Genomic DNA, 23,697 nt, shown 5'->3' with positions numbered 1-23,697 from the left:
ATGGATCACGCTAAGCAGTTGATCGCGGTAATCGACGAGCCCGGTGCAGAGCGTGACGCGCTGGCTGAGGCGATTACCTGTGACGGTATGTGGGTGTTTGCTGCAGATAATATTGACCATCTGCCTAGTGGCACGGCGCTGATTGTCGCGCATGCTCGGGCAGTGCCGCGTCAACAGTGGTCTCAGTTGACCCACCGGTTGCCAACCCTGGTCGTCAGCGACTCTCGTCAGGATGCTGACTTGATTAAGGCCATTGATGTGGGGTTGGTGGACTACATCGTTCATCCGCTGCGACATACCGAGCTGCTGCGCCGAATGATTCGTAAGGCGATTGAGCTTCACACCTTAGCCCAAGAGCGTGATCGTGATCGTGAACGTCTCGCTGAACTCAATGGGAGCCTTGAGACTCACCTTGCGCTACTGCGGATGGACCAGCAAAGCGGGGGGCATATTCAGCGGCGTTTGTTGCCAGCGCATCCTAAAGTGATCAACGGCGTTTATTACGACTACTGGTTTGCGCCATCGCTTTATTTGTCGGGGGATTTTCTCGACTATCAGCGTTATAACGACCGTTTTAGCGCGTTCTATTTTGCCGATGTCTCTGGGCATGGAGCGTCGTCGGCCTTTGTCACGGTGCTGCTGAAGTATTTGTGCAACCGATGGTTAAGCGAGTGGGATGGCCAAGCGCCAGAGCGGCTGCCGCCTGATTGGTTAGCGGCGATGAATCGTGAGCTTCAGGATACCAACATTGGTAAGCATGCCACGTTATTCGTCGGTGTTATTGACCATGAAGCGCATACTCTTCACTATTCGCTCGGCGCACAGCTACCGATGCCGCTGTTGGCGGCTGACGGTAAGCTGGAGCGCTTAACCGGGGAGGGAATGCCGGTAGGCCTTTTCCCAGATGTGGAGTATCCTGCGCTTAGCTGTGCTTTACCGGCCAACTTTCGTTTGTGGCTGTGTTCAGACGGTGTATTGGAATGCTTGCCGGGTAAAACGCTCGACACGCGGCTCACGGAACTTGAGCAACTCGTTAGCGAAAGTGTCACGCTTGAGCAGTTGCGCGATCGGCTAGCCAAAACCAATTCGCTTTTGATAGAGGGCGATGAGGATGATGAGGCGAACCAGGACCGCGATGCTTTACCCGATGACCTGACAATCATGATGGTGAGCGGATTTGGTCATGCTGATTGAAGAGGGCCGCATTAAAGCGGCGTTCAACTCTGGTGTTTTTGTGTTAAAACTCTGTGGCGATGTGCGGTTAACGCTATGCGCCACGCTAGATACCCAAGCGCAACGTCTTGCTGAAACCCCTGGCCTTCAGGCGGTGATGATTGACCTGCGCGAAGCGACCAATGTCGACTCAACGGCGCTGGGTTTTCTGGCCAAAGTAGCCATGGCGGTTAAAGGGCGGCTGGAACAGCCTCCGACGATTATTGCTGATAACCCTGATGTACGGCAAATGCTGGACGTGATGGGCTTCGCGCGTTTTTTTACTCTGATGGAAGCGCCTCTGCAGCCTAGTGCAACACTTAACTCTTCTATGCAAGACCTGCCCGCTGAGCCTGCAGATGAAGAAGGCTTGCGTACGCGTATTCTCGAGGCGCATCGCATTTTAATGCATATGAACGAGCATAATCGCGAACAGTTTCAGCCGCTGGTAGAGATGCTTGAAGCGCAATCCACAGTGGCACATAAATAAAACACCCTCTTACCTAGTCGATAAGAGGGTGTGATGGATATGCTACCCAAACTGGCTGGAAGCAATTAGCTCTGCCGTAGTTTGCCAAGTAGCTCTTCAAGCTTGCGCTGGTCGGCCATGAATTTACGAATGCCTTCAGCCAGCTTGTCAGACGCCATTTCATCTTCGTTCATTTGCCAACGAAAATCTGCTTGGGCTAGCGCCTGCTCTGCTGAGCTGCTGGCACCCATGGGCGTTAGCTGGCGGGGAAGGTCGCCCTGTAGTTCATCTAACTCGTTAAGCAGCGCAGGGGATATAGTGAGGCGGTCACAACCTGCCAAGGCTTGTATTTCGCCTACGTTACGGAAGCTGGCTCCCATCACAATCGTTGGATAGCCGTGACCCTTGTAGTAGTCATAAATACGCTTAACCGATTGTACGCCAGGGTCATTGGCGCCGCTGAAGTCAGCTTCCGGCGAGCGCGCTTTGTGCCAGTCGAGAATACGGCCCACAAACGGTGAAATCAGCGTAGCGCCAGCATCGGCACAGGCCTGCGCCTGAGCAAAGCCAAACAGCAGCGTCAGGTTGGTGCGAATGCCATCGCGCTCAAGCTGGCGGGCCGCTTGAATGCCTTCCCAGGTGGACGCCATTTTAATCAAAATACGCTCAGGGCCGACACCATGCTGGGCATAGCGCTCAATTAGCGAGTGCGCTTTGGTAATGGTGGCATCACGGTCAAACGAGAGGCGGGCACTGACTTCTGTCGACACATAGCCCGGCACCAGCTTGCTAATCTCGCTGCCAATATCCACCGCGACACGGTCTACCGCGTCGTCGAGATCGGTGCTCTCTTTGGCGATGCTTGCCAAGCGAGCGCGGCGCTCTTCCTGCTGAGCAGCTTGAAGGATGAGAGAGGGGTTGGTAGTTGCATCCTGGGGCTGGAAGCGGCGAATAGCCTCAAGGTCGCCCGTATCAGCAACCACGGTGGTCATTTCTTTTAATTGGCTTAATAGGCTAGTGGCCATGCAATGCTCCTTGGTTGTCCTGTGGGGTACTTTAGCAAGGGCCGCGCGTGGCGAACAGACACCGACAAATGAATTGAAATCGATTATGATTAGCGGCCTACCTTTTCGGCGGCACGCGCCGCTTTTTTTATGCCCATTTTAAGGAGGCTTATGGAACTTAATCCTCGTCGGGTGGCTTGGTTGGTGGCCGCCAACACAGCGCTTGCGCCTTTCGCGATTGATGCCTATCTGCCTGCCATCGGCATACTGGCTGAGAGTATTAATGCCAGCATTCACCATACTGAACTCTCGATCAGTATGTTTTTGTTTGGATTTGCATTGGGTCAGCTCTGCTTTGGGCCGTTATCAGATCGGTTAGGCCGGAAGCCGGTGCTGTTAAGTGGGCTAGTGGTCTTTATGCTGGCCAGCCTAATGATTACCACTGCCGATAGCTTAACGTCGCTATTGGTTTGGCGCTTTATTCAAGCGTTAGGGGGCGGCGCCTGTGTGGTGAACTCGGCTGCCATCGTACGCGACTGTTTCAGCGGGCGTGAGGCGGCTAAGGTGATGTCCACCATGGCCATGATCATGATGCTGGCCCCGCTGGTGGCACCGGCGGTGGGTAGCCTGCTGCTTCACATTGCTGGCTGGTGGCTCATCTTTATTTTCCTGGCTGTTTATGCCGGTTTCTTACTTTGGCTGTTAGGTACGCGCTTACCTGAAACCCGCGATACCAACTTGCCTGCGGCCTCGCCTCGGCAAGTGATCCGCAACTATGCAAGCGTGCTGCGCCACAAAGAGGGCATGGGTTATATCTGTGCGGTAGCCGCTTCGTTTGCCGGGCTATTTGCCTTTGTGACCGCATCGCCATTTTTATACTTGGACTATTTTTCGCTTTCGCCAAGCGTCTACCCACTGGTGTTTGGGGTCAACGTGGTGGTGATTGCACTCTCCAATCGCGTCAATATTCACTTGCTGCGCAATCGCACACCACAGCAGAACCTGCGCTTAGGACTGGCTGTTCAGCTGGTGGCCGCCCTGGGTCTTGTGTTGGCCACGGCGCTTAACGTGGCGTCGCTCTATGTGGTGGTGCCGCTGGTGATGATGTTTACGGGCATGATTGGTCTGATTACGCCCAACGCCATCTCTTCATTGTTGGATCATTTTGGCCATATCAGTGCCACCGCGACAGCGCTGCTGGGCGGCATACAGTTTAGCTGTGGCGCGTTGGCAGGCGTGCTGGTGGGGCTATTTCAAGTGGAGCACTTGTGGCCCATGGTTTTAACCATGCTAGGCGCTGCCCTGCTGGGTAATATCGGCGTAAGAGTGCTGACCGAAACCCCAAAGGCGGATGAAGCGTAGTAATGGATAGCCTGCTGCAGTGGTTAGAGGTGCCCTTGGATAGCTGGTTAGCCTGCGCAGCTGTACTGCTGTTAGGTGCCTTTGTACAGCGGGCCACGGGCTTTGGCTTGGCGGTGGTGGGTGCGCCACTGCTGTTGATGATAGAGCCACGGCTGGTGCCGGTGATTTTGGTGCTGTTTGGTTTCACTGTCTCTTTGATAATGGTGCGCCGTTACTGGCATGAGGTGAGGTTAAGGGAAATAGGCGTTGCCCTGATTGGACGCTTACCGGGTAATGGATTGGGCATTTGGCTGTTGCTGGCAGCGCCGATGGTTGTGCTGGAAAAGTTAATTGCTGCCATCGTGCTATTTGCTGTGCTGGTCACGGTATGCCGCTTCGAGCTGCCGGTGAACCGCTTCACGCTATTTGTGGCGGGCATTCTCTCCGGCGTTTTTGGGACGGTGGCGGCCATCGGCGGGCCGCCCATTGTGCTACTCATGCACGGTTTCTCACCTGACCGCATGCGTGGCAACTTAGCAGCCTTTTTTGTCCTCACCTCTTTGTTAACCCTGCTAACGCTGGCGCTGGCAGGACAGATCAGTGTTTGGCACTTCAAGCTGGCGCTTACTTTTCTGCCTGCCGTGTTGTTAGGCAATGCGCTGGCCGATGCCATTGCCGATCGGTTGGATAAACAGCTACTACAGCGGCTTTCATTGGGGCTTTGTACCTTTGCCGCGCTCGGTCTGCTGTTATAGAGAGAAACTTTTTAAAAAAATAGGCACGTTTTTGGTGATGTCATAAAGATGTCATCGAAGCGGTGCAAAGTACGTCATGCGAAGGTCAGAACCCTACATCGACAGGAGTATTTCGCATGAACCGTATTCTAAAAACCACCGTTATCGCGGCGGCTGTAATGAGCGTTGCCGGTGTGGCGCAAGCACGTGACCAGATTCGTATCGTCGGCTCCAGTACTGTTTACCCGTTTGCCAGCTACGTTACCGAAGAGTTTGGCGCGCTGACCAACTACCCGACGCCGGTTATCGAGTCCACAGGTTCTGGCGGTGGTATTCGTCTGTTCTGTAACGGTGTTGGCGAAGGTACGCCGGACATCACCAACGCATCTCGTCGCATGAAGCCTTCTGAACTCGAGCGTTGCGAAGAGAACGGTGTAACCGACATCACCGAAGCGAAAATCGGTTCTGACGGTATCGTTCTGGGCTTGGCTGCTAGCAACGAGCCGATCGACCTGACGCTTGAGCAAATTTTCCTGGCGGTGGCCGCCCAGGTGCCGGTCGACGGCGAACTGGTAGATAACCCCTACACCAACTGGAGCGACATCGACGCTTCTCTGCCGGATCGCGCCATCTCTATCTATGGCCCGCCCAGCACTTCCGGTACCCGTGATGCGTTCGAAGAGCTGGTGATGGAAGCCGCCTCTGCCGAAATGGACATCTACGGTGAAGAAGGTTACACCGATATCCGTACTGACGGTGTTTACATCGACGCCGGTGAGAACGACAACCTAATCGTTCAGCGTCTGGCGGAAGACACCGGTGCCTTCGGTATCTTCGGCTACTCCTTCCTGGTTGAGAACCCGGACACCATCATGGGTGCGACCATTGGCGGTGTTGAACCTGAAGTAGAAGCCATCAGCTCTGGTGAGTACCCGGTTGCTCGTTCACTGTGGTTCTACCTGAAGAACCAGCACGCTGACGAAGTCACTCCGATGTATGAATACGCCAACATGTTCATGGAAGACCAGATGATCGGTTCTGACGGTTATCTGGTAGACATTGGCCTGATTCCGCTACCGGAAGCGGAGCGTGAGCAGGCTCGCCAGAAAGTTGCTGACCGCGTTAAGCTGGTTGCTGCTGATCTGGAATAATCGCTAGCACATATAATCGCTAGCACATAGTGACAACATGGCCGGTAGCCTTTGCTACCGGCCATTTGTTTTTGGGTCACGCTGTCTTTGTCATATTGCTGTCATGTTTTTAATCCAAAGTAGCAGCCAACACGATTTCATTAGGTGATGCGAGCGAAATTCGATGCAAACAAACCAGCTACTTTTACTCTTTTGCACAGTGCTCTTGCTGCTTGGGCTAGTGGCCTTTTTTGTGGGCCGAGCGAAGGCTGCGCGGGTCCGTGCTTCTGGCGCGGCGATGTATGCACAGCCTGACCAATATGCGTGGTTTGCTGTTCTCTCAACAGCAGGCCCTGCGGTGCTGGTGGGGGCGCTAGGCTCGCTACTGTTATTACTGTTGGGCGCAGATATTCCGCCCATGTATTTATTAGCAGCCAGTTTAGTGGTCGCTGCGGCTGGTTTGGCGGTTGGTGTGGCTCAAGTGAAGCCCCATTTTCACGCTCGCCAAGCCATTGAACGGGTGATTCGCTGGGTGCTAACCGGCGCCGCGATGATATCGATCTTTACTACCTTCGGTATTCTGTTTTCGATCATTTCGGAAGCCCTGCGCTTTTTCCAAATGCACAGCTTCTGGGAGTTCATTACCGGTACAACCTGGAACCCTGGGGCGAGCTTCCTAGCTGCCGCCGGACGCGGCGATGGTAGTGGCGCGCAGTTTGGCTCAGTGCCGCTGTTCGCCGGTACCTTCATGATCACCGCGATTGCCCTGCTGGTGGCGGTGCCCATTGGCCTGCTGTCGGCTATTTACATGTCGGAGTACGCTCCACAGCGGGTGCGCACGATTGCTAAGCCGGTGCTTGAGGTGTTGGCAGGTATTCCCACGGTGGTTTACGGTTTCTTCGCCGCCATTACCGTCGCGCCGATTATCGTCAATATTGCTGGCTTCTTTGGTCTGGATGCCTCTTACAACAACGCCGTTGCCCCTGGCATCGTGATGGGCATCATGATCATCCCGTTCATCTCGTCGCTCTCTGATGATGTGATCAACTCTGTGCCTGACAGCATGCGTCAAGGCTCGCTGGCACTAGGGATGACGAAAGGTGAAACCATCCGGGACGTGGTCATACCTGCGGCACTGCCCGGTATCATTTCCGCCGCACTGCTAGGCATGTCCCGAGCGCTGGGTGAAACCATGATTGTGGTGATGGCGGCGGGTATGCGCCCGAACCTAACGGCCAACCCGCTAGAAGACATGACCACCGTGACCGTACGCATCGTGGCATCACTCACGGGCGACCAAGAGTTCGAGAGTGCTGAGACGCTGTCAGCGTTCGCCCTGGGCCTGGTGCTGTTCGTTGTGACTCTAACGCTCAACCTGGTATCTGTACTAATGATCCGCCGCTTCCGCGAAAAATACCGCGTGAACAACCTGTAACGCCGAGGAACTGATTCGATGAGCCACTCTTTTGACGAGATCAGCCAGCAGCTTAAGCGGCGTCACCGTAAGTCGGCACGCCTGAAGTGGATCTCCATGGGCGCGCTGGGCTTAGCAGGCCTGTTCTTAGTGCTGTTCTTTGCTGACATGCTGAGCAAAGGCCTACCTGCTTTCCAGCAGGCCTATATCAATACCGAAGTTCGCTACACCGAAGAAGCGAGCCGCGATGGTCGCCTAGCGTTTGAGGAGGAGCTGCTGCCGCTGATTAGCCGCACGGTGGTACGCGTTATTCCGCTACAGCTGCGCAACAACCCAGAAATGATCGGCACCTCTGAGCAGCGCTGGATGCTGGCCACCAGTGAGGTGGATCAGTACCTTAAAGGGCATCGGAACCGTCTAAGCGACGAAGAAAAAGCTGAGATTGATGAGCGTGTTGCCACCGGTCAGGTCGACTTGCGCTTTAATAAGACGTTCTTCGGTTCTGGGGATTCGAAAATCGCCGAGAACGCCGGTATCTTGTCGGCGGTGGTCGGTACCATCATGACCATGATCGTGACGCTGTTGATCTCTTTCCCCATCGGCGTGATGACGGCTATTTATCTGGAAGAGTTTGCCCCGGATAACCGCTTTACACAGCTGATCGAGATCAACATCAACAACCTAGCAGCGATCCCATCGATTCTATTTGGTTTGTTAGGTCTGGCGATCTTTATCAACTTCTTTGGTGTACCACGCTCATCTCCGCTGGCAGGCGGTATGACCCTGGCGCTGATGACCCTTCCCGTCATCATCATTGCCACCCGTACGGCACTGCGTAGCGTGCCGGACTCCATTCGCCATGCGGCATTTGGTGTAGGCTGCTCGCGCTGGCAAGTGGTGCGCGACCACGTTCTGCCGCTAGCGATGCCCGGTATCATGACCGGTTCGATCATTGGCCTAGCGCAGGCGATGGGTGAAACTGCACCGCTGATCATTGTGGGGATGGTGGCCTTTATTCCGGATGTCAGCGCTTCCTTTACCCAGGCAGCCACGGTCATGCCTGCGCAGATCTTTACCTGGTCAGGTGAGCCGGAGCAGGCCTTCGTTGAAAAAACCGCTGGTGGCATCCTAGTGCTACTGTCTGTGCTGATTTCGCTCAACGCCTTTGCCGTTGTGCTACGCAAGAAATTCGAGCGTCGCTGGTAAGCCGGCGCCCAAGAGGACACCTTATGAATAGCCAAGCACCCGTTATGAATCAGCAGCATGCACCAGACGTTGGCCAGCCTTACACACGTAATGAGCAAGCATGCCACGACCTCAGTATTCGTGTTCGCGATCTCAATTTGTGGTACGGCAAGAGCCAAGCGTTGAAAGGGCTGAATATCGACCTGTTCCAGAAGAACGTGACCGCGCTGATTGGCCCTTCGGGGTGCGGTAAGTCGACCTTTTTGCGCTGCTTGAACCGTATGAACGACTTGATTCCCAGCGTGCATATTGAAGGTCTGGTGGAGATGGACGGCCAGGATGTGAATGCTGGCAAGATGGATGAAGTGGCGCTGCGCCGCCGGGTGGGGATGGTGTTCCAAAAGCCTAACCCGTTCCCGAAATCTATCTACGAGAACATCGCCTACGCACCGCGTATGCACGATTTGGTGAGCCGTAAAGCCGATCAAGATGAGCTGGTCGAGAAGGCCCTGCGCGATGCCGGTTTGTGGAACGAAGTGAAAGACAAGCTGCAAGAGCCGGGCACCTCGCTCTCTGGTGGTCAGCAGCAGCGTCTGTGCATCGCACGGGCGATTGCTGTTCAGCCTGACGTCATTTTGATGGATGAACCGACCTCAGCCCTGGACCCGATCTCCACGGCCACCATCGAAGATTTGATGGATAAGCTGAAAGAGCAGTTCACCATCGTGACCGTGACGCACAACATGCAGCAGGCGGCGCGCGTGGCGGACTACACGGCGTTCTTCCATCTGGGGGAAATCATCGAGTACAACGATACGAAAGTAATGTTCTCGACCCCGGCACAGAAGAAAACCGAAGACTATATTTCTGGCCGTTACGGCTAAATAGACCGCTGTTTGTTGGCCCGCTGTCATGGCGGGCTTTCAAGCAGCGTTTTTTTGACTGTTGATATATGTTTTTTCGTATATAAGCGGTAGGCTTGGCCTTTATTGCATACTTGGAGACAACCCTATGTCACTTCGCATCGGTATTAACGGATTTGGCCGTATTGGACGCCTAGCGCTGCGCAGCCTTTGGTCGCAGGTAGCGGCAGGCGAGGTGACGTTGGTGCGTATTAACGACCCCGGTGGTGATGCGGCCACCTTTGCCCATTTATTGGAGTTTGATTCCGTCCACGGCCAATGGGCGCCGGGGCAGGGCATGGCAGCGCGTCAGGATGCCATTGTCATTGATGGGCATGAGGTGGCCTTTAGCACTCATAAAACCATTGCGGAAAGCGATTGGTCCAGCTGCGATGTGGTCATCGAGTGCTCCGGCAAAATGAAAAGTACCGACAAGCTGAATGCTTACCTGGATCAAGGCGTTGGGCGCGTGGTGGTGAGTGCGCCGGTGAAAGAGGAGGGCGTGCTCAATGTGGTGGTGGGTGTGAATGACCACCTGTTTGAGCCAGCCAAGCACCGTATTGTCACGGCCGCTAGCTGCACCACTAACTGCCTAGCGCCGGTCGTCAAAGTGATCCTTGAGCATTTTGGTATTCGTCACGGTTCCATGACCACCGTGCATGACATTACCAATACCCAAACCATTTTGGATGCCCCTCATAAAGACCTGCGTCGTGCCCGCGCCTGCGGCATGAGTCTCATCCCTACTACCACGGGCTCGGCGAAAGCCATTACGGCAATTTTCCCTGAACTGGAAGGCAAACTTAACGGCCACGCGATCCGCGTACCGCTGGCTAATGCATCGCTCACCGATATGGTGTTCGAGCTTGAACGAGAAGTGACCGTTGATGAGGTGAATCAAGCGCTCAAGGCTGCCGCCGATGGCCCCCTCAAAGGCATTCTGGGCTATGAAGAGCGCCCGCTGGTATCGATTGACTACCGTACGGACCCGCGTAGCTCGATTATTGATGCCCTCTCTACCATGGTGGTGAACGGCACTCAGTTAAAGCTCTACGCGTGGTACGACAATGAGTGGGGTTACGCCAATCGTACCGCCGAGCTGGCACTTATGGTGGGTGGGGAGCCGGTTGGTCGTGGCTGAATCGCTGCTGGATAACGTCAAGGCGCTACCGTTCGAGGTGCGCCAGTACATGCTGATTACCGGCAACTACTGGGCGTTCACCATTACCGACGGCGCGCTGCGGATGCTGGTGGTAATGTATTTCCACCAGCTCGGCTACTCGCCGCTGCAAATCGCCATGCTGTTTCTGTTCTATGAAGCGTTTGGCGTGGTAACGAACTTGGTGGGCGGCTGGCTAGGGGCGAGACTGGGCTTGAACCGCACTATGAATGTGGGGCTAGGGCTGCAAATTGTGGCGCTCGCCATGCTAATGGTCCCTGCTGGTATGCTGACCGTTGTGTGGGTCATGGCCGCCCAGGCGCTGTCGGGCATTGCCAAAGACCTCAATAAAATGAGCGCTAAAAGCGCCGTGAAGGTGCTGGTGCCGGCCACGAGTGCCAATGCCAACAGCGCCTTATACCGCTGGGTCGCTATGTTGACCGGCTCTAAAAATGCCCTGAAAGGCCTAGGCTTTTTCGTTGGCGGTGTGCTGCTCACGCTGATTGGCTTTCGTGGGGCGGTCATTGCCATGGCCATCATGCTGGGTGCTGTGCTGCTACTATCGCTCTGGCGCCTCAAAGCAGATTTAGGCAAGCAAAAAGTCAAACCCAAGTTCTATGAGATCTTTTCAAAATCCCGCGCCATCAACGTGCTCTCGGCCGCGCGGTTTTGTCTGTTTGCTTCTCGTGATGTGTGGTTTGTCGTGGCGCTGCCGGTCTTTCTTTATGATCAACACGGCTGGAGCCACTGGACCGTAGGTGGCCTATTGGCGGCCTGGATCATCGGCTATGGTGGCGTACAAACCCAAGCACCAAAACTCACAGCCCTGCTAAAAGGCGATGCGCGAACCATCACCGCTGGCTGGGCCGCCGCCCTGGCCGTTCTGGCCATTCTGCTTGCGCTACTTCCCTTGGCGCAGGTGGGCTGGCTGGTGGTGGGCCTGTTGGCGTTTGGCGTGCTGTTTGCCGTGAACTCCAGTTGGCACAGTTATCTGATCGTTCACTATGCCCGCGCTGACGGCGTCTCGATGGACGTCGGGTTTTACTATATGGCCAATGCCATGGGGCGCTTGGTCGGCACGCTGCTCTCCGGGTGGCTCTACATGGAATACGGCCTGAGTGCCTGCCTTTGGGTGGCGGCTGCCTTGGTGGCGGCAAGCTCTATGATGGCCCTTGCATTGCCTAAGCAGGCAGCGTGAGCGATGTGCACCATGCCGATTCACGGCGCGGGCGTGTCCTAGTGCCCAGCGCGTAGCGGGGCACCATCGACAAATAGCCGCTGCAGCTTCCACCACCCTTCCACCCGGAGTCGTAAGCCCTGATGGGTAAGCTCCGGGGCTATCCAGAGCGTCGCTCCTTGCAGCTGGTGGCATTCAAACGTTGAGGTCTCTTTGGGGGCAGATGTCTCGGCGATGGCGATGCGCGACGTGCCTCCGCAGCAGCCGTGACGGGGTGAAAACCGTACGGTGACCATGCCCCCTTGTTGCTTGATAAAAGCGGCGGCTTTTTCTTCTATTTCAATGATCGGGTCCATCGCTTCTTGAGCGCCCCTTACGTCGGTGGATAGGCAACATGCTCACCATCCTCTTTCACAAAGTGCGCCACCGGCCGGTCCAGCAGCGTCAACACCTGTTCGGAAGGTCGGCAGAGTTTTGCGCCTTTGGGTGTGATAACGATAGGGCGATTGATGAGGATTGGATGTGCCATCATGGCGTCGATAAGCTGATCATTGCTTAACGTCGGGTCATCCAATGTGAGTTCATCGTAAGGCGTGCCTTTGCGGCGCAGCAGCTCTCGCGGTGGTAGCTTCATCATCGCCAGCAGTTCTACCAAGCGCTCTCGGCTAGGCGGTGTTTCAAGGTAGAGGATCACTTCAGGGGACTCCCCTGATGCCTTGATCATGGCCAGGGTATTGCGCGATGTGCCGCAGTTAGGGTTGTGATAAATGATTACTGACATGGAGGAGCGTCACGCTGACTAGGAGTTTGATTGATAGCAGGGGATAAGCGGGTGGGGTCTTGCTCGGCTTTATACGCTTTGGCGGCGTTTGCCCACCACATCAATTGCACTAGCGTCCGACCAAAATAGCCTTCCCAGCGCTCTTGCTCTGCACGGAATTGTCCATCGTTATCGAGGGCTTTTGGATACCTGCTCGCCCAGGCGAGCAGGCGCGGGAGGCGTTGACGTTCTGGTTGAGCCGAGAAAAATCAAATAGTGCGCCATCAAGCAGACTCCTTAAGCATGAGTAGGGAAGTGCTGACGCGTGTTATTGGCAATGCGCACCAGGGCCAGCATCAGCGGTACCTCTACCAGTACACCCACCACCGTTGCTAGAGCAGCGCCCGATTGCAGGCCAAACAGCGCAATGGCGGCGGCCACGGCAAGCTCAAAAAAGTTGCTGGCACCAATCATCGCCCCGGGCGCAGCAATAGGGTGCGGTACGCGCCACGCTTTCGCCCAGCCATAGGCAATGAAGAAGATCAAAAACGTCTGCAGAATTAGCGGAATGGCGATAAGCACAATATGCAGCGGATTGTTCAGAATGACATCGCCCTGAAACGCGAAAAGCAGTACCAGGGTAATGATCAGCCCCATCGGCGTGATAGGTCCAATGCGCTTCATAAAGGCGTTGTCGTACCACTGGGCACCGCGCTTAGCGATAAGGGTTTTCCGCGTGAGGTAACCTGCCGCCAGGGGAATGACGATGTAGAGCACTACCGACAGCAGCACCGTATCCCAGGGTACCTGAATATTGGAAATACCCAGCAGAAAGACCACGATCGGCGCAAAGGCAAACAGCATGATCAGGTCGTTGAGGGCGACTTGTACCAGCGTGTAGGCCGCATCGCCACGGGTAAGGTAGCTCCAGACGAAAACCATCGCGGTGCAGGGCGCCGCACCCAGCAAAATGGCCCCCGCAAGGTACTGGCTGGCCAGCGCATCAGGGATCCAAGGTTTAAAAATCACCATAAAAAATAGCCATGCCAGGGCAAACATGGTGAAGGGTTTGATGAGCCAGTTCACCGTGGTGGTGATGGCCAGCCCTTTTGGCTGGCGGCGCACGCCAGCGATCGCGCTAAAGTCAATTTGCGCCATCATGGGAAAAATCATCGCCCATATCAGTACGGCGATCGGGATCGACACCTGCGCGTATTCAAAGCGTGAAAGAGCCTCGGGAATGGCGGGAGCCCACTGGCCTAGCGCAATACCGGCCACAATCGCAGCGGCGACCCAAAGCGACAGATAGCGTTCAAAAAGCCCCATATCAGCACTGCTGGGGGCTGCCTTCTCCTGATGTGACATGCTCGCTCCGTGATTATATGGCCCGCTGGTTAACGCGCTTGGAGAGCTCTTCGGCGCTCTCTTTACGCTCTGAGTATCGGTCGGTGAGCAGGTCGCTGCGCTCTCGTACCAGTAGAGTGAATTTTACGAGTTCTTCCATGACATCCACGATGCGATCATAAAACGGCGAGGGCTTCATGCGGTCGTTGTCATCGAACTCCATAAAGGCTTTTGGCACGGACGATTGGTTAGGGATCGTCACCATGCGCATCCAGCGGCCCAAAATGCGCAGCTGGTTCACCGTGTTAAAAGATTGTGAACCACCGCAGACCTGCATCACGGCCAGGGTTTTGCCTTGGGTAGGGCGTACGCCGCCCAAAGCCAGGGGTATCCAATCAATTTGTGCTTTCATAATGCCTGTCATCGCCCCGTGACGCTCTGGCGAGCACCACACCATCCCATCTGCCCACTGTGCTAGGGAGCGCAGCTCTTCCACCTTAGGGTGGCTGGCATCTTCGGCATCAGGAAGCGGCAGGCCACGCGGGTTAAAAATGTGTGTTTCAGCGCCCATCGCGTTCAGCAGGCGGGCGGCCTCTTCAACCGCCAAGCGACTAAATGAGCGCTCGCGTAGCGATCCGTACAGCAGCAGCACCTTTGGTGCAGGGCGCGAAGAGGGCGGTAACCCCAATGATTCGAGGCTAGGGGCTTGGAAGAGCTCAGGGTCGAGATTGGGTAAATCCGCAAGCAGGGCCATGGGGGCTCCTTGGTGAAAGCAGCAATAGATGGCTTTCATGATATATGTTTTTTCGTATATTTCTAGCCGCCTGCTTGAGCTGCAATATCTCCGTCATCATCTGGGCGTATGGTGGCGATGTAAAATTAAATAAGAGGTTGTTGAATTATGTCGAAGCGTCGCGTGCTCTTTCTCTGTAATGCCAATTCTGCGCGCTCTCTCATGGGAGAAGTGCTACTTCGCCATATGGCCGGTGATCGCTTCGAATCCTTCAGTGCAGGCTCTGAACCCGACGAGCCTCATGCGCTAACCCTTGAAGCCTTAAAAAAGCAGGGTCTTTCGACAGAGGGGCTGCACAGTAAGTCGCTGGATCAGTTCGAGAACGAAGCGTTCGACGTAGTGATCGTGCTGTGTGACAAAGCTCAGCAGGCGTGCCGCGATTGGCAAGGGAAAGCAGGCGAAATTTTATTCTGGGACATCCGTGACCCTCGTCTGATCAGTAAGTTGGACGCTTACGAGCAGGCGCTGTTCGAGATCCGCCGCCGTTTACAGCTGTGGCTACCGCTGCAAAAAAGCTGATCATTTCTATCTCGACAGGGTGCACCATGAAATTTATCAATAATTTAAGCGTCAAGGCGAGTTGGACGCTGGTACTCGTGACTTTTACTTGCCTTGTGCTTGCCATTGGTGGCTTAGGGCTTTTTGCCAACCAGTTTGGCCGCGATGCCTTTACATCGATGCATCAACGCGACATGGCTCAGGTGCGTGAGCTAAATAGCGCTTACACACAGCTGTTGCGTGCCAGGGTACAGATGAATCGGGCAGCTGAGCTGATTCGCACTCCCTCGTTTGATCGTCCAGAGCCGCTTCTGGAAGAGTCGGATCGGTTGCTGGCATCGGCGGCCACGCATTTTGAAGCTTTCCAAGCGAGCTTTCCGGAGGGGGAGCAGCCCGAGCTGGTCGGCCAGTTGGCGAGCAATTTTCAATCCCTGGTAAATAACAACCTTAGCCTGCAGATGATGATGCTAGAAGAGCGCGATGTGCGTGGCTTTCTCTCTGGCGAATCTCGGGTGGATGATAGCAGTCAGCAGTTCGTTAACACCGCGGAAGCGTTTTACGGCTATTCAGTGGCCCGTGGCGCTGGTTTGTCTGAGCGTTTCGAGAACGTTTCATCGCTGCTCTTCATGGGCGTGGTGGGTGTCGTCGTGCTGGCGCTGCTAGTCGTAGGCCTAGTCGTATGGGGCGTACGTCGGAACGTTTTGCGGCCGCTGCGGGTTATTACTCAACACTTTAAACGTATTGCTAAGGGCGATTTATCCTCTCCGGTAGAGGCGCACGCCAATAATGAAATTGGCCAGCTGTTTAGCGAGCTGGCGAATATGCAGCGTTCATTAACCACCACCGTGAATCATCTCAATAACAGCAGCCAGCAGGTGTATAGCGACAGCCAAGCCATGGCGACGCAAAGCCAGCAGTTGGCTGGACAAACCGATTCTCAGGTATCAGCGCTTCAGCAAATGGCTGCTAGCCTTGAGCAGCTCACCGCGACGGTGAATCAAAACGCAGAAAGCGCCGCGCATGTAAATCGCTCTACCACCGACGTGTCTCACAAAGCGCAGCAGGGCGATGAAGTGATCGCTCAGTTTATTGCCACCATGCAGTCTATCAACGAGCACTCCGAAGAAATTCAAAGCATTATCAAGGTGATCGAAAGCATTGCGTTCCAAACCAATATTTTGGCATTGAATGCCTCTGTAGAGGCGGCGCGGGCTGGCGAGCATGGACGCGGATTTGCTGTAGTGGCTAGTGAAGTTAGGGCGCTGGCAACGCGCAGTGCCGATGCTGCTCACGATGTTCGTGCACGTATTGAGGCCTCGAGTAAAAGCGTTGAGCAGGGTAGCGAACTTTCTCAACAGGCAGGCGAGCACACTCGGGCAATCATGCAAGCGGCGACTCAGGTAGAACACTTGATGGCGCAAATGGCCAAAGCCTCTGAAGAGCAGCGTCGCGGTATTGAAGAAGTGAACGTTGCTGTCACGCAAATCGACGCGACGACTCAAGATACGATGCGCTTGGTCAACCAAACGGCACAAAGCGCCGAGGGGTTAACCCAAGAGGCGCTGCAGATGCGTGAGTACGCGGGACAGTTCCGTATTATTGAGGAGGCCCCAGTACCTGACGTACATGATGACGAAGAGGCGGAGCAGCCTCTGGAGCAGTTGGATTGACAGGCAATGGCCAGCGCTGAATTGAGTAATCGCGATCATAAAGACGATATGCGCGCCTTGGCATAGTGGCTGCCAAGACGCGGATGGGCACTGTACTGTGTGATGCTGCGGTGAGTGTTTAATCCATGAGCTCAACGGCAACGGCGGTGGCTTCACCGCCGCCAATGCAAAGGCTGGCAATACCACGTTTGCCGCCTTTCGTGCGCAGGGCATGAATTAGCGTGGCGATAATACGTGAGCCGGTGGAGCCAATGGGGTGACCTTGAGCGCAAGCACCGCCAAACACGTTCACCTTCTCATGGGGTAAGCCCAGGTCGTCCATGGCCATGAGGGTTACGACGGCGAAGGCTTCATTGATCTCAAACAGATCGACGTCGTTGACTCCCCAGCCAAGCTTTTTCATCAGCTTTTCAATCGCGCCTACAGGGGCAATGGTAAATTCGCTGGGATGACGTGAGTGGGTGGCGTGTCCCAGCATTTTTGCCAGCGGTTTAACACCATGGCGCTGTGCGGCTTCGTGGCTTGCTAAGATGAGCGCTGATGCACCATCGGAGATGGAGCTAGAGTTAGCTGCTGTGATGGTGCCATCTTTAGCAAATGCAGGACGCAGCTGGCGGATTTTATCCAGCTTGGCTTGGAAGGGCTGCTCATCGTGAGAAACAACGGTGTCGCCCTGGCGCGTGGTGACCGTGACAGGGGCCATTTCGGCATCTAAATCGCCATTGTTGGTGGCAGCCATCGCTCGTTCCAGGGAAGCAATGGCGAAGTCATCCAGCCGCTCGCGGGTATAGCCGCGCTCTGTAGCTACATCCTGCGCAAAGGCGCCCATCAGTTTGCCGGTTTCGGCATCTTCAAGGCCATCTAGGAACATATGATCTTTGAGCTCGCCGTGGCCCAGTCGATAGCCGCCGCGTGCCTTAGTGAGTACATGAGGCGCATTCGACATAGACTCCATGCCGCCTGCTAATAAAATCTCTCCGCTACCGGCCTTGATCAAATCATGTGCGAGCATGGTGGCTTTCATGCCTGACCCGCAGAGTTTATTGATGGTGGTGGCACCGTTGGCATCGGGAATGCCTGCTTGGCGCATCGCCTGGCGTGCGGGGCCCTGTTTAACGCCAGCAGGCAAAACGCAGCCCATGATGCCCTCTTCAACAGCGGCAGCGTCGATACCTGCGCGTTCAATAGCGGCACGGATGGCAACTGCGGCAAGTTCGGGGGCGCTCATGCTGGAAAGGCTGCCCATCATACCGCCCATTGGGGTGCGGGCGGCGGATAAAAAGACGACGTCGGTAGCGCTACTCATTGTCTATCTCCTGATAGATTTTTTGTGATTATCTGGCTGAGCGATTAGCGATGCGTTGACCCATTCGCGGGGCTGTGGTCTTCTCCTAAGTAACCAAGCAAGCGCTAGTGTAAATGACATGAATGTAATGAATGCATCTCCTCGCCGCAAGGAATTGACGCGCTTAGCAGCTCAGCTATTCGTCCAAGAGGGCTTTGATCGCACCACGGTGCGCATGTTGGCCCAGGAAATGGGCATCAAGTCCGGCAGCCTGTTTCACCACTTCAAAGATAAGCAGGAAATTCTGGCAGCAGTGATTGAGGAGGGCACTCAGAACGCACTAGGCATCGCAAAAGCCGCGTTGCAATCTTGCCCCGACAGTGCAGAAGCTCGGCTGCATGCCATGGCAAGGGCGCACCTGGAAACGCTGTTTGCAGATCGTAATGCTCACGTGGTGGCGCTGTTTGAATGGCGACGGTTAGACCCCGCTGCCAGCGCCCACCTTAGCCACCTACGCGATGCTTATGAGGCGATGTGGGTTGAGGTGATTGATGATGCTCTGGCGGAAGGGTTGATTCATGGCGACCGCTTCCTCGTTTCCCGCTTTATTTTAGGCGCGTTGAACTGGACCGTTCGTTGGTATGACCCCAATGGCCCGCGCACCCCAGACGACCTTGCTGATGAGCTGGTGGCAATGATCCTGTCGCGCTAATGCTTGGCGCTGTCTCTTCCCAATCGACCAACGTCTAACCTCATGGCCGCGCTTGTGGCTTGCGCTCTTGGGTAAATGCTTTTAGCGTTGGTCTATCGGTAGGTTTCCGTTAACGTAAACGCACAATAATGCCAGCACTACGTTGAATCCTGCCTGCCCGAGTGCTCACGACCAACAACATAAGAGAGCCGTCATGACAGCAACAGCCACGTCACTTCCCCCGTATTCGACTTTTTTTGAAAGCTTTTCGGTTGATAGCGTTATCGCCAAACTTGACGACCATCAGGATGGATATTTAAACGCCTTTGACGCCTGTTGTGGACGGCATGTGCGCCAAGGGCGTGGTGATGTATTGGCGCTAGTACATGAAGATACCCAGGGCCAAACCTATACGCTGACCTATTCCGAACTTGATCAGCAGAGCGGCCAATTGGCGGGCTGGTTCAAAAGCCAAGGGTTCGGTGAAGGCGACCGGATTGCCTGCATGCTGCCTCGTTCTGTTAATTTGCTGATCACCGTGCTGGCAACGTGGCGCATTGGGGCCGTCTACCAGCCGCTGTTTACTGCCTTTGGGCCGGACGCCGTGGATTACCGTCTTAGCCGTGCCGATACCAAGTTGGTTATTACCGATCATGCCAATCGCTACAAGTTTGATGGGTTGAGCCAGTGTCCGCCCGTTTTAGCCGTGGGCGGTGCAACCAGTGAGCATGCCAACGACCTCGATTGGCAGATCGCATTGACGTGTACGTCAACGAGTGAAGCACCGCCCCGGCTTTCGCCGGATAAGCCGTTTCTTCAGATGTTTACTTCCGGCACGGTGGGTAAGCCCAAAGGGGTCGCCGTGCCGTTATCGGGTATGACCGCATTTGCGCTCTATATGGAGCTGGCGGTTGACCTTCGTGAAGATGACCGCTTCTGGAATATGGCGGACCCTGGCTGGGCCTACGGACTTTATTATGCGATTGCAGGGCCGCTGCTGTTGGGCGTTACCACGCATTTTTGTGAGGCCGGTTTTAGTGCAGAGGGGGCGCTGGCATTTATGAAGCGCCATCGCATCACCAATTTTGCAGCGGCACCTACGGCATACCGTTTGATGAAAGCGTCAGGCTTATTTGATGACGCCCATCAAACCTTAACGCTGAGAGCAGCCAGCTCTGCTGGGGAGCCGCTGAATACGGAGGTCGTTACTTGGGTAGAAAAATCGTTGGGTTGCCCGGTGATGGATCATTACGGCCAAACGGAAACCGGGATGACCTGTAATAACCACCACTCTCTTGAGCATCCCAAACATGTAGGTGCCATGGGCGTTCCTATGCCGGGCTACCGACTGGCCATTCTTGATGCGGAATATAACGAGCTGCCACCCGGTGAGCCCGGTGTATTGGCGGTGGATATCAAGAACTCACCCGCTCACTTTTTCCAAGGCTATACCTGGCAGGAGAAAGACCCCTTCGTTAACGGTTACTACCTGACCGGCGATGTGGTGATTCGTAATGAGGATGGCTCGTTCCAGTTCGCAGGCCGCGACGATGACATCATCACTACTGCAGGTTATCGGGTGGGCCCGACAGACGTTGAAAATAGCGTGATGACACATCCAGCGGTGGCGGAATCCGCGGCGGTGGGGCAGCCAGACGAGATTCGTGGCGAAGTGATTAAATCTTACATCGTGTTGCGCGACGGCTTCGAACCCAGCGATGCCCTGGCAGAAGAGATTCGCCAGCAGGTGCGCGAACGGCTCTCTACCCACGCTTTCCCCAGGGTGATTGAGTTTGTCGATGAGCTACCTAAAACCCCCAGCGGCAAGATTCAGCGCTTTAAGCTGCGTGCCCAAGCGGCAGAGCAAGTGCGCGATAACTCATAATTCATAGGAAGAGTGCTATGCAGGTAAAGGACCGTACGTTTTTGATTACTGGCGCTGCCTCAGGTCTTGGTGCGGCCACGGCAGAACGGCTGGTAAACGCTGGTGCCAATGTAGTGCTGTGCGATATGAGTGATCGGGTGTTGAATCTAGCAGAACAGCTGGGTGCTCAGGCTAAAGCCTGTGTCGCTGATATCACCTCTGCCGCTGATGTGCAGCAGGCGGTGAATACGGCGGTGGCGTTGGGTGGCGAAAGTGGGCTTTCTGGGGTGGTTCACTGTGCGGGTGTGGTGAGCGTCGCCAAGTTAGTGGATCGAGAAGGCAATCCTGCCGACCTTGACAGCTATGCACGCACGGTCAATATCAACTTAGTTGGCACTTTTAATGTGATGCGGCTAGCGGCCGCTGCGATGGCTAAAAACCCGCCCGGTGATAGCGGTGAGCGTGGTGTGATTATCAACACAGCGTCTATTGCGGCGTTCGATGGGCAGGTGGGGCAGTGTGCCTATAGCGCCTCTAAGGCGGGGGTCGTGGGAATGAGCCTGCCAGCGGCGAGAGAGCTGTCCCGACATGCCATTCGCGTTATGGCCATTGCCCCTGGAGTGTTTGAGACGCCAATGATGAGCGAGATTCCTGATGAGGCCGCCCAAGCATTAGCTGCTGCAGTGCCTTTCCCCAAGCGTTTGGGGAAACCTGAAGAGTTTGCGCTGTTAGCAGAGCAAATCATTACCAACTCCATGCTTAATGGAGAGGTGATTCGTCTGGACGGTGGAATACGCATGCAGTAAGCCGCTTTAAGCATACCACTCTTGGTCAGCCTGCTCATATTTTGAGCAGGCTTTTTTGTATTTAAAACAGGTGCTTGTATTTGTGGCGACCAAAGTCGTAGTCGGTTTTTTAGCTTAATTCAAACGACTGCTTGACTGGATTGTGTGAGCGCGCTAGTTTTCAAACATGTGTTTGAAAGACGTTGGTGAAGCCCAGCCCTTTCGGCCCCCTGTTTAGGAGAAGTGACATGCCCAGCTATCAAGCCCCTCTGCGTGACATACGTTTCGTGATGGACGAAATGTTTGATTACCCAAGCCACTACGCCGCATTACCCAATGGTGAAGATGCTTCGCCAGATGTCGTGAGTGCAATTTTGGAAGAGGGTGGTCGCTTTGCTCGTGAGGTGCTGCTACCTCTCAATCAAAGCGGTGATGAGGAGGGTTGTTTGCTGGAAGGGGGCGAGGTGAAAGCTCCTAAAGGGTTTAAAAAAGCCTATCAGCAGTATGTTGAAGGCGGTTGGCCGAGCTTGGCGGCAGATCCTGAGCAAGGTGGTCAGGGCCTTCCGCACTCATTGGCGATGATGCTCTCTGAAATGATCTGCGCTACTAACTTAGCGTGGGGTATGTACCCAGGCTTGTCGCATGGTGCGGCGGACGCGCTGCGTCATCACGGTACCGACGAGCAGAAGGCGACATACCTCACCAAACTGGTAGAAGGTGTTTGGACTGGCACCATGTGCTTGACGGAGCCACACTGCGGTACTGACCTGGGTTTGATCAAAACCCGTGCAGTGCCCGCTGAAGATGGTGCTTATCGCATTACGGGTACCAAAATCTTTATCTCGGCCGGTGAACACAATCTCGCTGAGAACATCGTCCATCTCGTGCTGGCCAAACTTCCAGATGCTCCTGAAGGATCTAAAGGTATTTCGCTATTCGTTGTGCCTAAATTTTTGCCGGACGCTGCGGGTAACCCTGGCGAGCGCAATGGCGTCAGCTGTGGTTCGCTTGAGCACAAAATGGGTATCCATGGTAACGCTACCTGCGTCATGAACTTTGATGGCGCAACGGGCTATCTAGTTGGCGCGCCGAATAAGGGCCTGGCCTGCATGTTCACTATGATGAACGCGGCTCGCTTAGGCGTGGGTATCCAAGGCTTAGGGTTGATGGAGGCTAGCTTCCAAAACTCGCTAAGTTATGCCCGTGACCGCTTACAGATGCGTGGGCTGTCTGGCGTACAAGCGCCGGATAAAGTCGCTGACCCTATTATTGTGCACCCTGATGTACGCCGTATGCTGCTGACACAAAAAGCCTTTGCCGAAGGCGGCCGCATGCTGGTGCTGTATACCGCTCAAATGCTCGATATTGTTGAGCACGGCGCGCCGGGGGCAGAGAAAGAGCGTGCCGAGACTCTCCTCGGCCTACTGACGCCCATCGTGAAAGCGTTTCTGACGGAAGTGGGCTTCGAGTGTACCAATGAAGGCGTGCAGATTTTTGGTGGCCACGGCTTTATTAAAGAGTGGGGCATGGAGCAACTGGTACGCGATGCGCGCATCACACGCCTCTATGAAGGTACGACCGGTATTCAAGCGCTTGATCTGCTGGGGCGCAAAGTACTGATGAGTCAAGGTGAGTCGCTGAAAGTATTCACCAAAGAGATTCACAAGTTCTGCAAAGCAGAAGCGGATAACTCCGCATTGAAAGAATTTATTGAGCCGCTGGCTAAGCTGAACGCTGAGTGGGGCGAGCTCACCATGGGCATCGGTATGAAAGCGATGCAGGACCGTGAAGAGGTGGGGGCTGCCAGCGTCGATTACTTGATGTACTCAGGCTACGTGACGGTTGCTTACCTGTTCGCACGTGCTGCCAAGCAGGCGGCTGCCTCCCAGGACGGTGATGATGCCGCGTTCTATAAGACAAAGTTGAATACCGCACGGTTCTATTACCAGCGCTTGTTACCGCGTACCAAAGCGCACGCGGCAATGATTCAGGCGGGAGCGGGCAGCTTAATGGCCATCTCGAGCGAAGATTTTGGCTTGGGCTTTGAGATTTAAGTCTAGGCGTTTACCAGGCACTCTCTGGTCAGGGTACTGATCGGTGGTTTGCGGCAGACTTGCCTTTGGCATCGTCTGCCGCTTTTTTTTCAAAACCCTCTTGCCAACCCGGCCGCGAATCCGTAAAGTACGCATCCGCTGCCGGGGACGCCCAGCGTTGCCAGCGGTGAATGAGGTTGAAAAACCTCTGGTTTGTCAGGAAGTTAGAGCCGTCTTGTTGTCGTTT

The 23,697-nt window shown here is 55.0% G+C and carries 23 protein-coding genes; 16 read left to right on the top strand and 7 right to left on the bottom strand.

Features of this window, described 5'->3' with window-relative positions:
* On the top strand, nt 1-1,194 hold the full coding sequence (locus L1249_RS13675; RefSeq protein ID WP_044630118.1) for a PP2C family protein-serine/threonine phosphatase: 1,194 nt from the start codon (nt 1-3) through the stop codon (nt 1,192-1,194).
* Nucleotides 1,184-1,702, top strand: coding sequence for an STAS domain-containing protein (locus L1249_RS13670; protein WP_044630117.1), 519 nt, complete (start codon nt 1,184-1,186; stop codon nt 1,700-1,702). Before L1249_RS13675 ends, L1249_RS13670 begins: the two co-directional genes overlap by 11 nt.
* 65 nt (nt 1,703-1,767) lie before the next feature.
* Here the strand turns inward: L1249_RS13670 and tal are convergent, their stop codons facing one another.
* A complete protein-coding gene (tal, locus tag L1249_RS13665; RefSeq protein WP_058576304.1) occupies nt 1,768-2,706 on the bottom strand; it encodes a transaldolase in 939 nt (312 codons plus the stop codon).
* A 150-nt stretch (nt 2,707-2,856) separates the two neighbouring features.
* On the opposite strand from tal, the gene L1249_RS13660 reads away from it, so the two are divergent.
* The 8 genes from L1249_RS13660 to arsJ all read left to right on the top strand — a co-directional run bounded on the left by L1249_RS13660 (nt 2,857) and on the right by arsJ (nt 11,748).
* Nucleotides 2,857-4,047 (top strand): multidrug effflux MFS transporter, encoded by a 1,191-nt coding sequence (locus tag L1249_RS13660; RefSeq protein ID WP_137094454.1) that lies wholly within the window; start codon nt 2,857-2,859, stop codon nt 4,045-4,047.
* A gap of 2 nt (nt 4,048-4,049) precedes the next feature.
* Nucleotides 4,050-4,781: a sulfite exporter TauE/SafE family protein gene (locus tag L1249_RS13655; RefSeq protein ID WP_137094452.1), complete on the top strand. Its 732-nt coding sequence runs from the start codon at nt 4,050-4,052 to the stop codon at nt 4,779-4,781.
* 116 nt (nt 4,782-4,897) lie between these two features.
* Complete coding sequence (locus tag L1249_RS13650) at nt 4,898-5,911, top strand: substrate-binding domain-containing protein (protein ID WP_074210762.1); 1,014 nt, start codon at nt 4,898-4,900, stop codon at nt 5,909-5,911.
* Between the two features lie 163 nt (nt 5,912-6,074).
* Entirely contained in the window at nt 6,075-7,325 is a 1,251-nt protein-coding gene (pstC, locus tag L1249_RS13645; RefSeq protein WP_044630112.1) for a phosphate ABC transporter permease subunit PstC, read from the top strand.
* A gap of 18 nt (nt 7,326-7,343) precedes the next feature.
* Nucleotides 7,344-8,510, top strand: coding sequence for a phosphate ABC transporter permease PstA (gene pstA / locus L1249_RS13640; RefSeq protein ID WP_089675902.1), 1,167 nt, complete (start codon nt 7,344-7,346; stop codon nt 8,508-8,510).
* Nucleotides 8,511-8,533: 23 nt separating this feature from the next.
* Nucleotides 8,534-9,373 carry a phosphate ABC transporter ATP-binding protein PstB gene (pstB, locus tag L1249_RS13635; RefSeq protein ID WP_044630110.1) on the top strand — a complete coding sequence of 280 codons (840 nt, stop codon included), beginning with the start codon at nt 8,534-8,536 and terminating at the stop codon, nt 9,371-9,373.
* Nucleotides 9,374-9,500: 127 nt separating this feature from the next.
* Nucleotides 9,501-10,532, top strand: coding sequence for an ArsJ-associated glyceraldehyde-3-phosphate dehydrogenase (locus tag L1249_RS13630; protein ID WP_044630109.1), 1,032 nt, complete (start codon nt 9,501-9,503; stop codon nt 10,530-10,532).
* A gap of 49 nt (nt 10,533-10,581) precedes the next feature.
* Entirely contained in the window at nt 10,582-11,748 is a 1,167-nt protein-coding gene (gene arsJ, locus L1249_RS13625; RefSeq protein ID WP_266100052.1) for an organoarsenical effux MFS transporter ArsJ, read from the top strand.
* A 38-nt stretch (nt 11,749-11,786) separates the two neighbouring features.
* Here arsJ and L1249_RS13620 read toward each other — a convergent pair whose 3' ends face one another.
* The 4 genes from L1249_RS13620 to arsH all read right to left on the bottom strand — a co-directional run bounded on the left by L1249_RS13620 (nt 11,787) and on the right by arsH (nt 14,585).
* Complete coding sequence (locus L1249_RS13620) at nt 11,787-12,083, bottom strand: CC/Se motif family (seleno)protein (protein WP_044630107.1); 297 nt, start codon at nt 12,081-12,083, stop codon at nt 11,787-11,789.
* Between the two features lie 17 nt (nt 12,084-12,100).
* Complete coding sequence (gene arsC / locus L1249_RS13615) at nt 12,101-12,508, bottom strand: arsenate reductase (glutaredoxin) (protein ID WP_044630106.1); 408 nt, start codon at nt 12,506-12,508, stop codon at nt 12,101-12,103.
* Between the two features lie 276 nt (nt 12,509-12,784).
* The gene (arsB, locus tag L1249_RS13610; protein ID WP_044630104.1) at nt 12,785-13,852 is read right to left on the bottom strand and encodes an ACR3 family arsenite efflux transporter; all 1,068 of its coding nucleotides are present in this window, start codon (nt 13,850-13,852) and stop codon (nt 12,785-12,787) included.
* Nucleotides 13,853-13,865: 13 nt separating this feature from the next.
* Nucleotides 13,866-14,585: an arsenical resistance protein ArsH gene (gene arsH, locus L1249_RS13605; RefSeq protein ID WP_054641343.1), complete on the bottom strand. Its 720-nt coding sequence runs from the start codon at nt 14,583-14,585 to the stop codon at nt 13,866-13,868.
* 147 nt (nt 14,586-14,732) lie between these two features.
* Between arsH and L1249_RS13600 the strand changes: the two genes are divergently transcribed.
* Together L1249_RS13600 and L1249_RS13595 are read left to right on the top strand one after the other, a co-directional pair.
* The gene (locus tag L1249_RS13600) at nt 14,733-15,143 is read left to right on the top strand and encodes an arsenate reductase ArsC (protein ID WP_044630102.1); all 411 of its coding nucleotides are present in this window, start codon (nt 14,733-14,735) and stop codon (nt 15,141-15,143) included.
* A gap of 26 nt (nt 15,144-15,169) precedes the next feature.
* Nucleotides 15,170-16,792, top strand: a complete 1,623-nt coding sequence (locus L1249_RS13595; protein ID WP_044630101.1) for a methyl-accepting chemotaxis protein — start codon at nt 15,170-15,172, stop codon at nt 16,790-16,792.
* Between the two features lie 118 nt (nt 16,793-16,910).
* On the opposite strand, the gene L1249_RS13590 is transcribed toward L1249_RS13595, so the two are convergent.
* Complete coding sequence (locus L1249_RS13590) at nt 16,911-18,098, bottom strand: acetyl-CoA C-acyltransferase (RefSeq protein WP_172514352.1); 1,188 nt, start codon at nt 18,096-18,098, stop codon at nt 16,911-16,913.
* 127 nt (nt 18,099-18,225) lie between these two features.
* On the opposite strand from L1249_RS13590, the gene L1249_RS13585 reads away from it, so the two are divergent.
* The 4 genes from L1249_RS13585 to L1249_RS13570 all read left to right on the top strand — a co-directional run bounded on the left by L1249_RS13585 (nt 18,226) and on the right by L1249_RS13570 (nt 23,471).
* Nucleotides 18,226-18,789, top strand: a complete 564-nt coding sequence (locus L1249_RS13585) for a TetR/AcrR family transcriptional regulator (protein ID WP_062373313.1) — start codon at nt 18,226-18,228, stop codon at nt 18,787-18,789.
* A 193-nt stretch (nt 18,790-18,982) separates the two neighbouring features.
* Complete coding sequence (locus tag L1249_RS13580) at nt 18,983-20,653, top strand: AMP-binding protein (protein ID WP_228168995.1); 1,671 nt, start codon at nt 18,983-18,985, stop codon at nt 20,651-20,653.
* Nucleotides 20,654-20,670: 17 nt separating this feature from the next.
* A complete protein-coding gene (locus tag L1249_RS13575; protein ID WP_228168994.1) occupies nt 20,671-21,438 on the top strand; it encodes an SDR family NAD(P)-dependent oxidoreductase in 768 nt (255 codons plus the stop codon).
* 227 nt (nt 21,439-21,665) lie between these two features.
* On the top strand, nt 21,666-23,471 hold the full coding sequence (locus L1249_RS13570; RefSeq protein WP_137094448.1) for an acyl-CoA dehydrogenase C-terminal domain-containing protein: 1,806 nt from the start codon (nt 21,666-21,668) through the stop codon (nt 23,469-23,471).
* A 28-nt stretch (nt 23,472-23,499) separates the two neighbouring features.
* On the opposite strand, the gene L1249_RS13565 is transcribed toward L1249_RS13570, so the two are convergent.
* The coding region (locus L1249_RS13565) for a hypothetical protein (protein WP_235253638.1) at nt 23,500-23,697 on the bottom strand (198 nt) is incomplete at its 5' end.

It is taken from the genome of Halomonas sp. Cn5-12 (genome assembly GCF_021532545.1).
GTDB classification, from domain to species: domain Bacteria; phylum Pseudomonadota; class Gammaproteobacteria; order Pseudomonadales; family Halomonadaceae; genus Vreelandella; species Vreelandella aquamarina.
This window is presented reverse-complemented; position numbering and strand designations above follow the sequence as displayed.

Excerpts from the sequence above, each read along its gene's own strand:
- L1249_RS13675 (WP_044630118.1), top strand. The coding sequence starts at position 1 with ATGGATCACGCTAAGCAGTTGATCGCGGTAATCGACGAGCCCGGTGCA.
- L1249_RS13670 (WP_044630117.1), top strand. The coding sequence starts at position 1,184 with ATGCTGATTGAAGAGGGCCGCATTAAAGCGGCGTTCAACTCTGGTGTT.
- tal (WP_058576304.1), bottom strand. The coding sequence starts at position 2,706 with ATGGCCACTAGCCTATTAAGCCAATTAAAAGAAATGACCACCGTGGTT.
- L1249_RS13660 (WP_137094454.1), top strand. The coding sequence starts at position 2,857 with ATGGAACTTAATCCTCGTCGGGTGGCTTGGTTGGTGGCCGCCAACACA.
- L1249_RS13655 (WP_137094452.1), top strand. The coding sequence starts at position 4,050 with ATGGATAGCCTGCTGCAGTGGTTAGAGGTGCCCTTGGATAGCTGGTTA.
- L1249_RS13650 (WP_074210762.1), top strand. The coding sequence starts at position 4,898 with ATGAACCGTATTCTAAAAACCACCGTTATCGCGGCGGCTGTAATGAGC.
- pstC (WP_044630112.1), top strand. The coding sequence starts at position 6,075 with ATGCAAACAAACCAGCTACTTTTACTCTTTTGCACAGTGCTCTTGCTG.
- pstA (WP_089675902.1), top strand. The coding sequence starts at position 7,344 with ATGAGCCACTCTTTTGACGAGATCAGCCAGCAGCTTAAGCGGCGTCAC.
- pstB (WP_044630110.1), top strand. The coding sequence starts at position 8,534 with ATGAATAGCCAAGCACCCGTTATGAATCAGCAGCATGCACCAGACGTT.
- L1249_RS13630 (WP_044630109.1), top strand. The coding sequence starts at position 9,501 with ATGTCACTTCGCATCGGTATTAACGGATTTGGCCGTATTGGACGCCTA.
- arsJ (WP_266100052.1), top strand. The coding sequence starts at position 10,582 with ATGCTGATTACCGGCAACTACTGGGCGTTCACCATTACCGACGGCGCG.
- L1249_RS13620 (WP_044630107.1), bottom strand. The coding sequence starts at position 12,083 with ATGGACCCGATCATTGAAATAGAAGAAAAAGCCGCCGCTTTTATCAAG.
- arsC (WP_044630106.1), bottom strand. The coding sequence starts at position 12,508 with ATGTCAGTAATCATTTATCACAACCCTAACTGCGGCACATCGCGCAAT.
- arsB (WP_044630104.1), bottom strand. The coding sequence starts at position 13,852 with ATGTCACATCAGGAGAAGGCAGCCCCCAGCAGTGCTGATATGGGGCTT.
- arsH (WP_054641343.1), bottom strand. The coding sequence starts at position 14,585 with ATGGCCCTGCTTGCGGATTTACCCAATCTCGACCCTGAGCTCTTCCAA.
- L1249_RS13600 (WP_044630102.1), top strand. The coding sequence starts at position 14,733 with ATGTCGAAGCGTCGCGTGCTCTTTCTCTGTAATGCCAATTCTGCGCGC.
- L1249_RS13595 (WP_044630101.1), top strand. The coding sequence starts at position 15,170 with ATGAAATTTATCAATAATTTAAGCGTCAAGGCGAGTTGGACGCTGGTA.
- L1249_RS13590 (WP_172514352.1), bottom strand. The coding sequence starts at position 18,098 with ATGAGTAGCGCTACCGACGTCGTCTTTTTATCCGCCGCCCGCACCCCA.
- L1249_RS13585 (WP_062373313.1), top strand. The coding sequence starts at position 18,226 with ATGAATGCATCTCCTCGCCGCAAGGAATTGACGCGCTTAGCAGCTCAG.
- L1249_RS13580 (WP_228168995.1), top strand. The coding sequence starts at position 18,983 with ATGACAGCAACAGCCACGTCACTTCCCCCGTATTCGACTTTTTTTGAA.
- L1249_RS13575 (WP_228168994.1), top strand. The coding sequence starts at position 20,671 with ATGCAGGTAAAGGACCGTACGTTTTTGATTACTGGCGCTGCCTCAGGT.
- L1249_RS13570 (WP_137094448.1), top strand. The coding sequence starts at position 21,666 with ATGCCCAGCTATCAAGCCCCTCTGCGTGACATACGTTTCGTGATGGAC.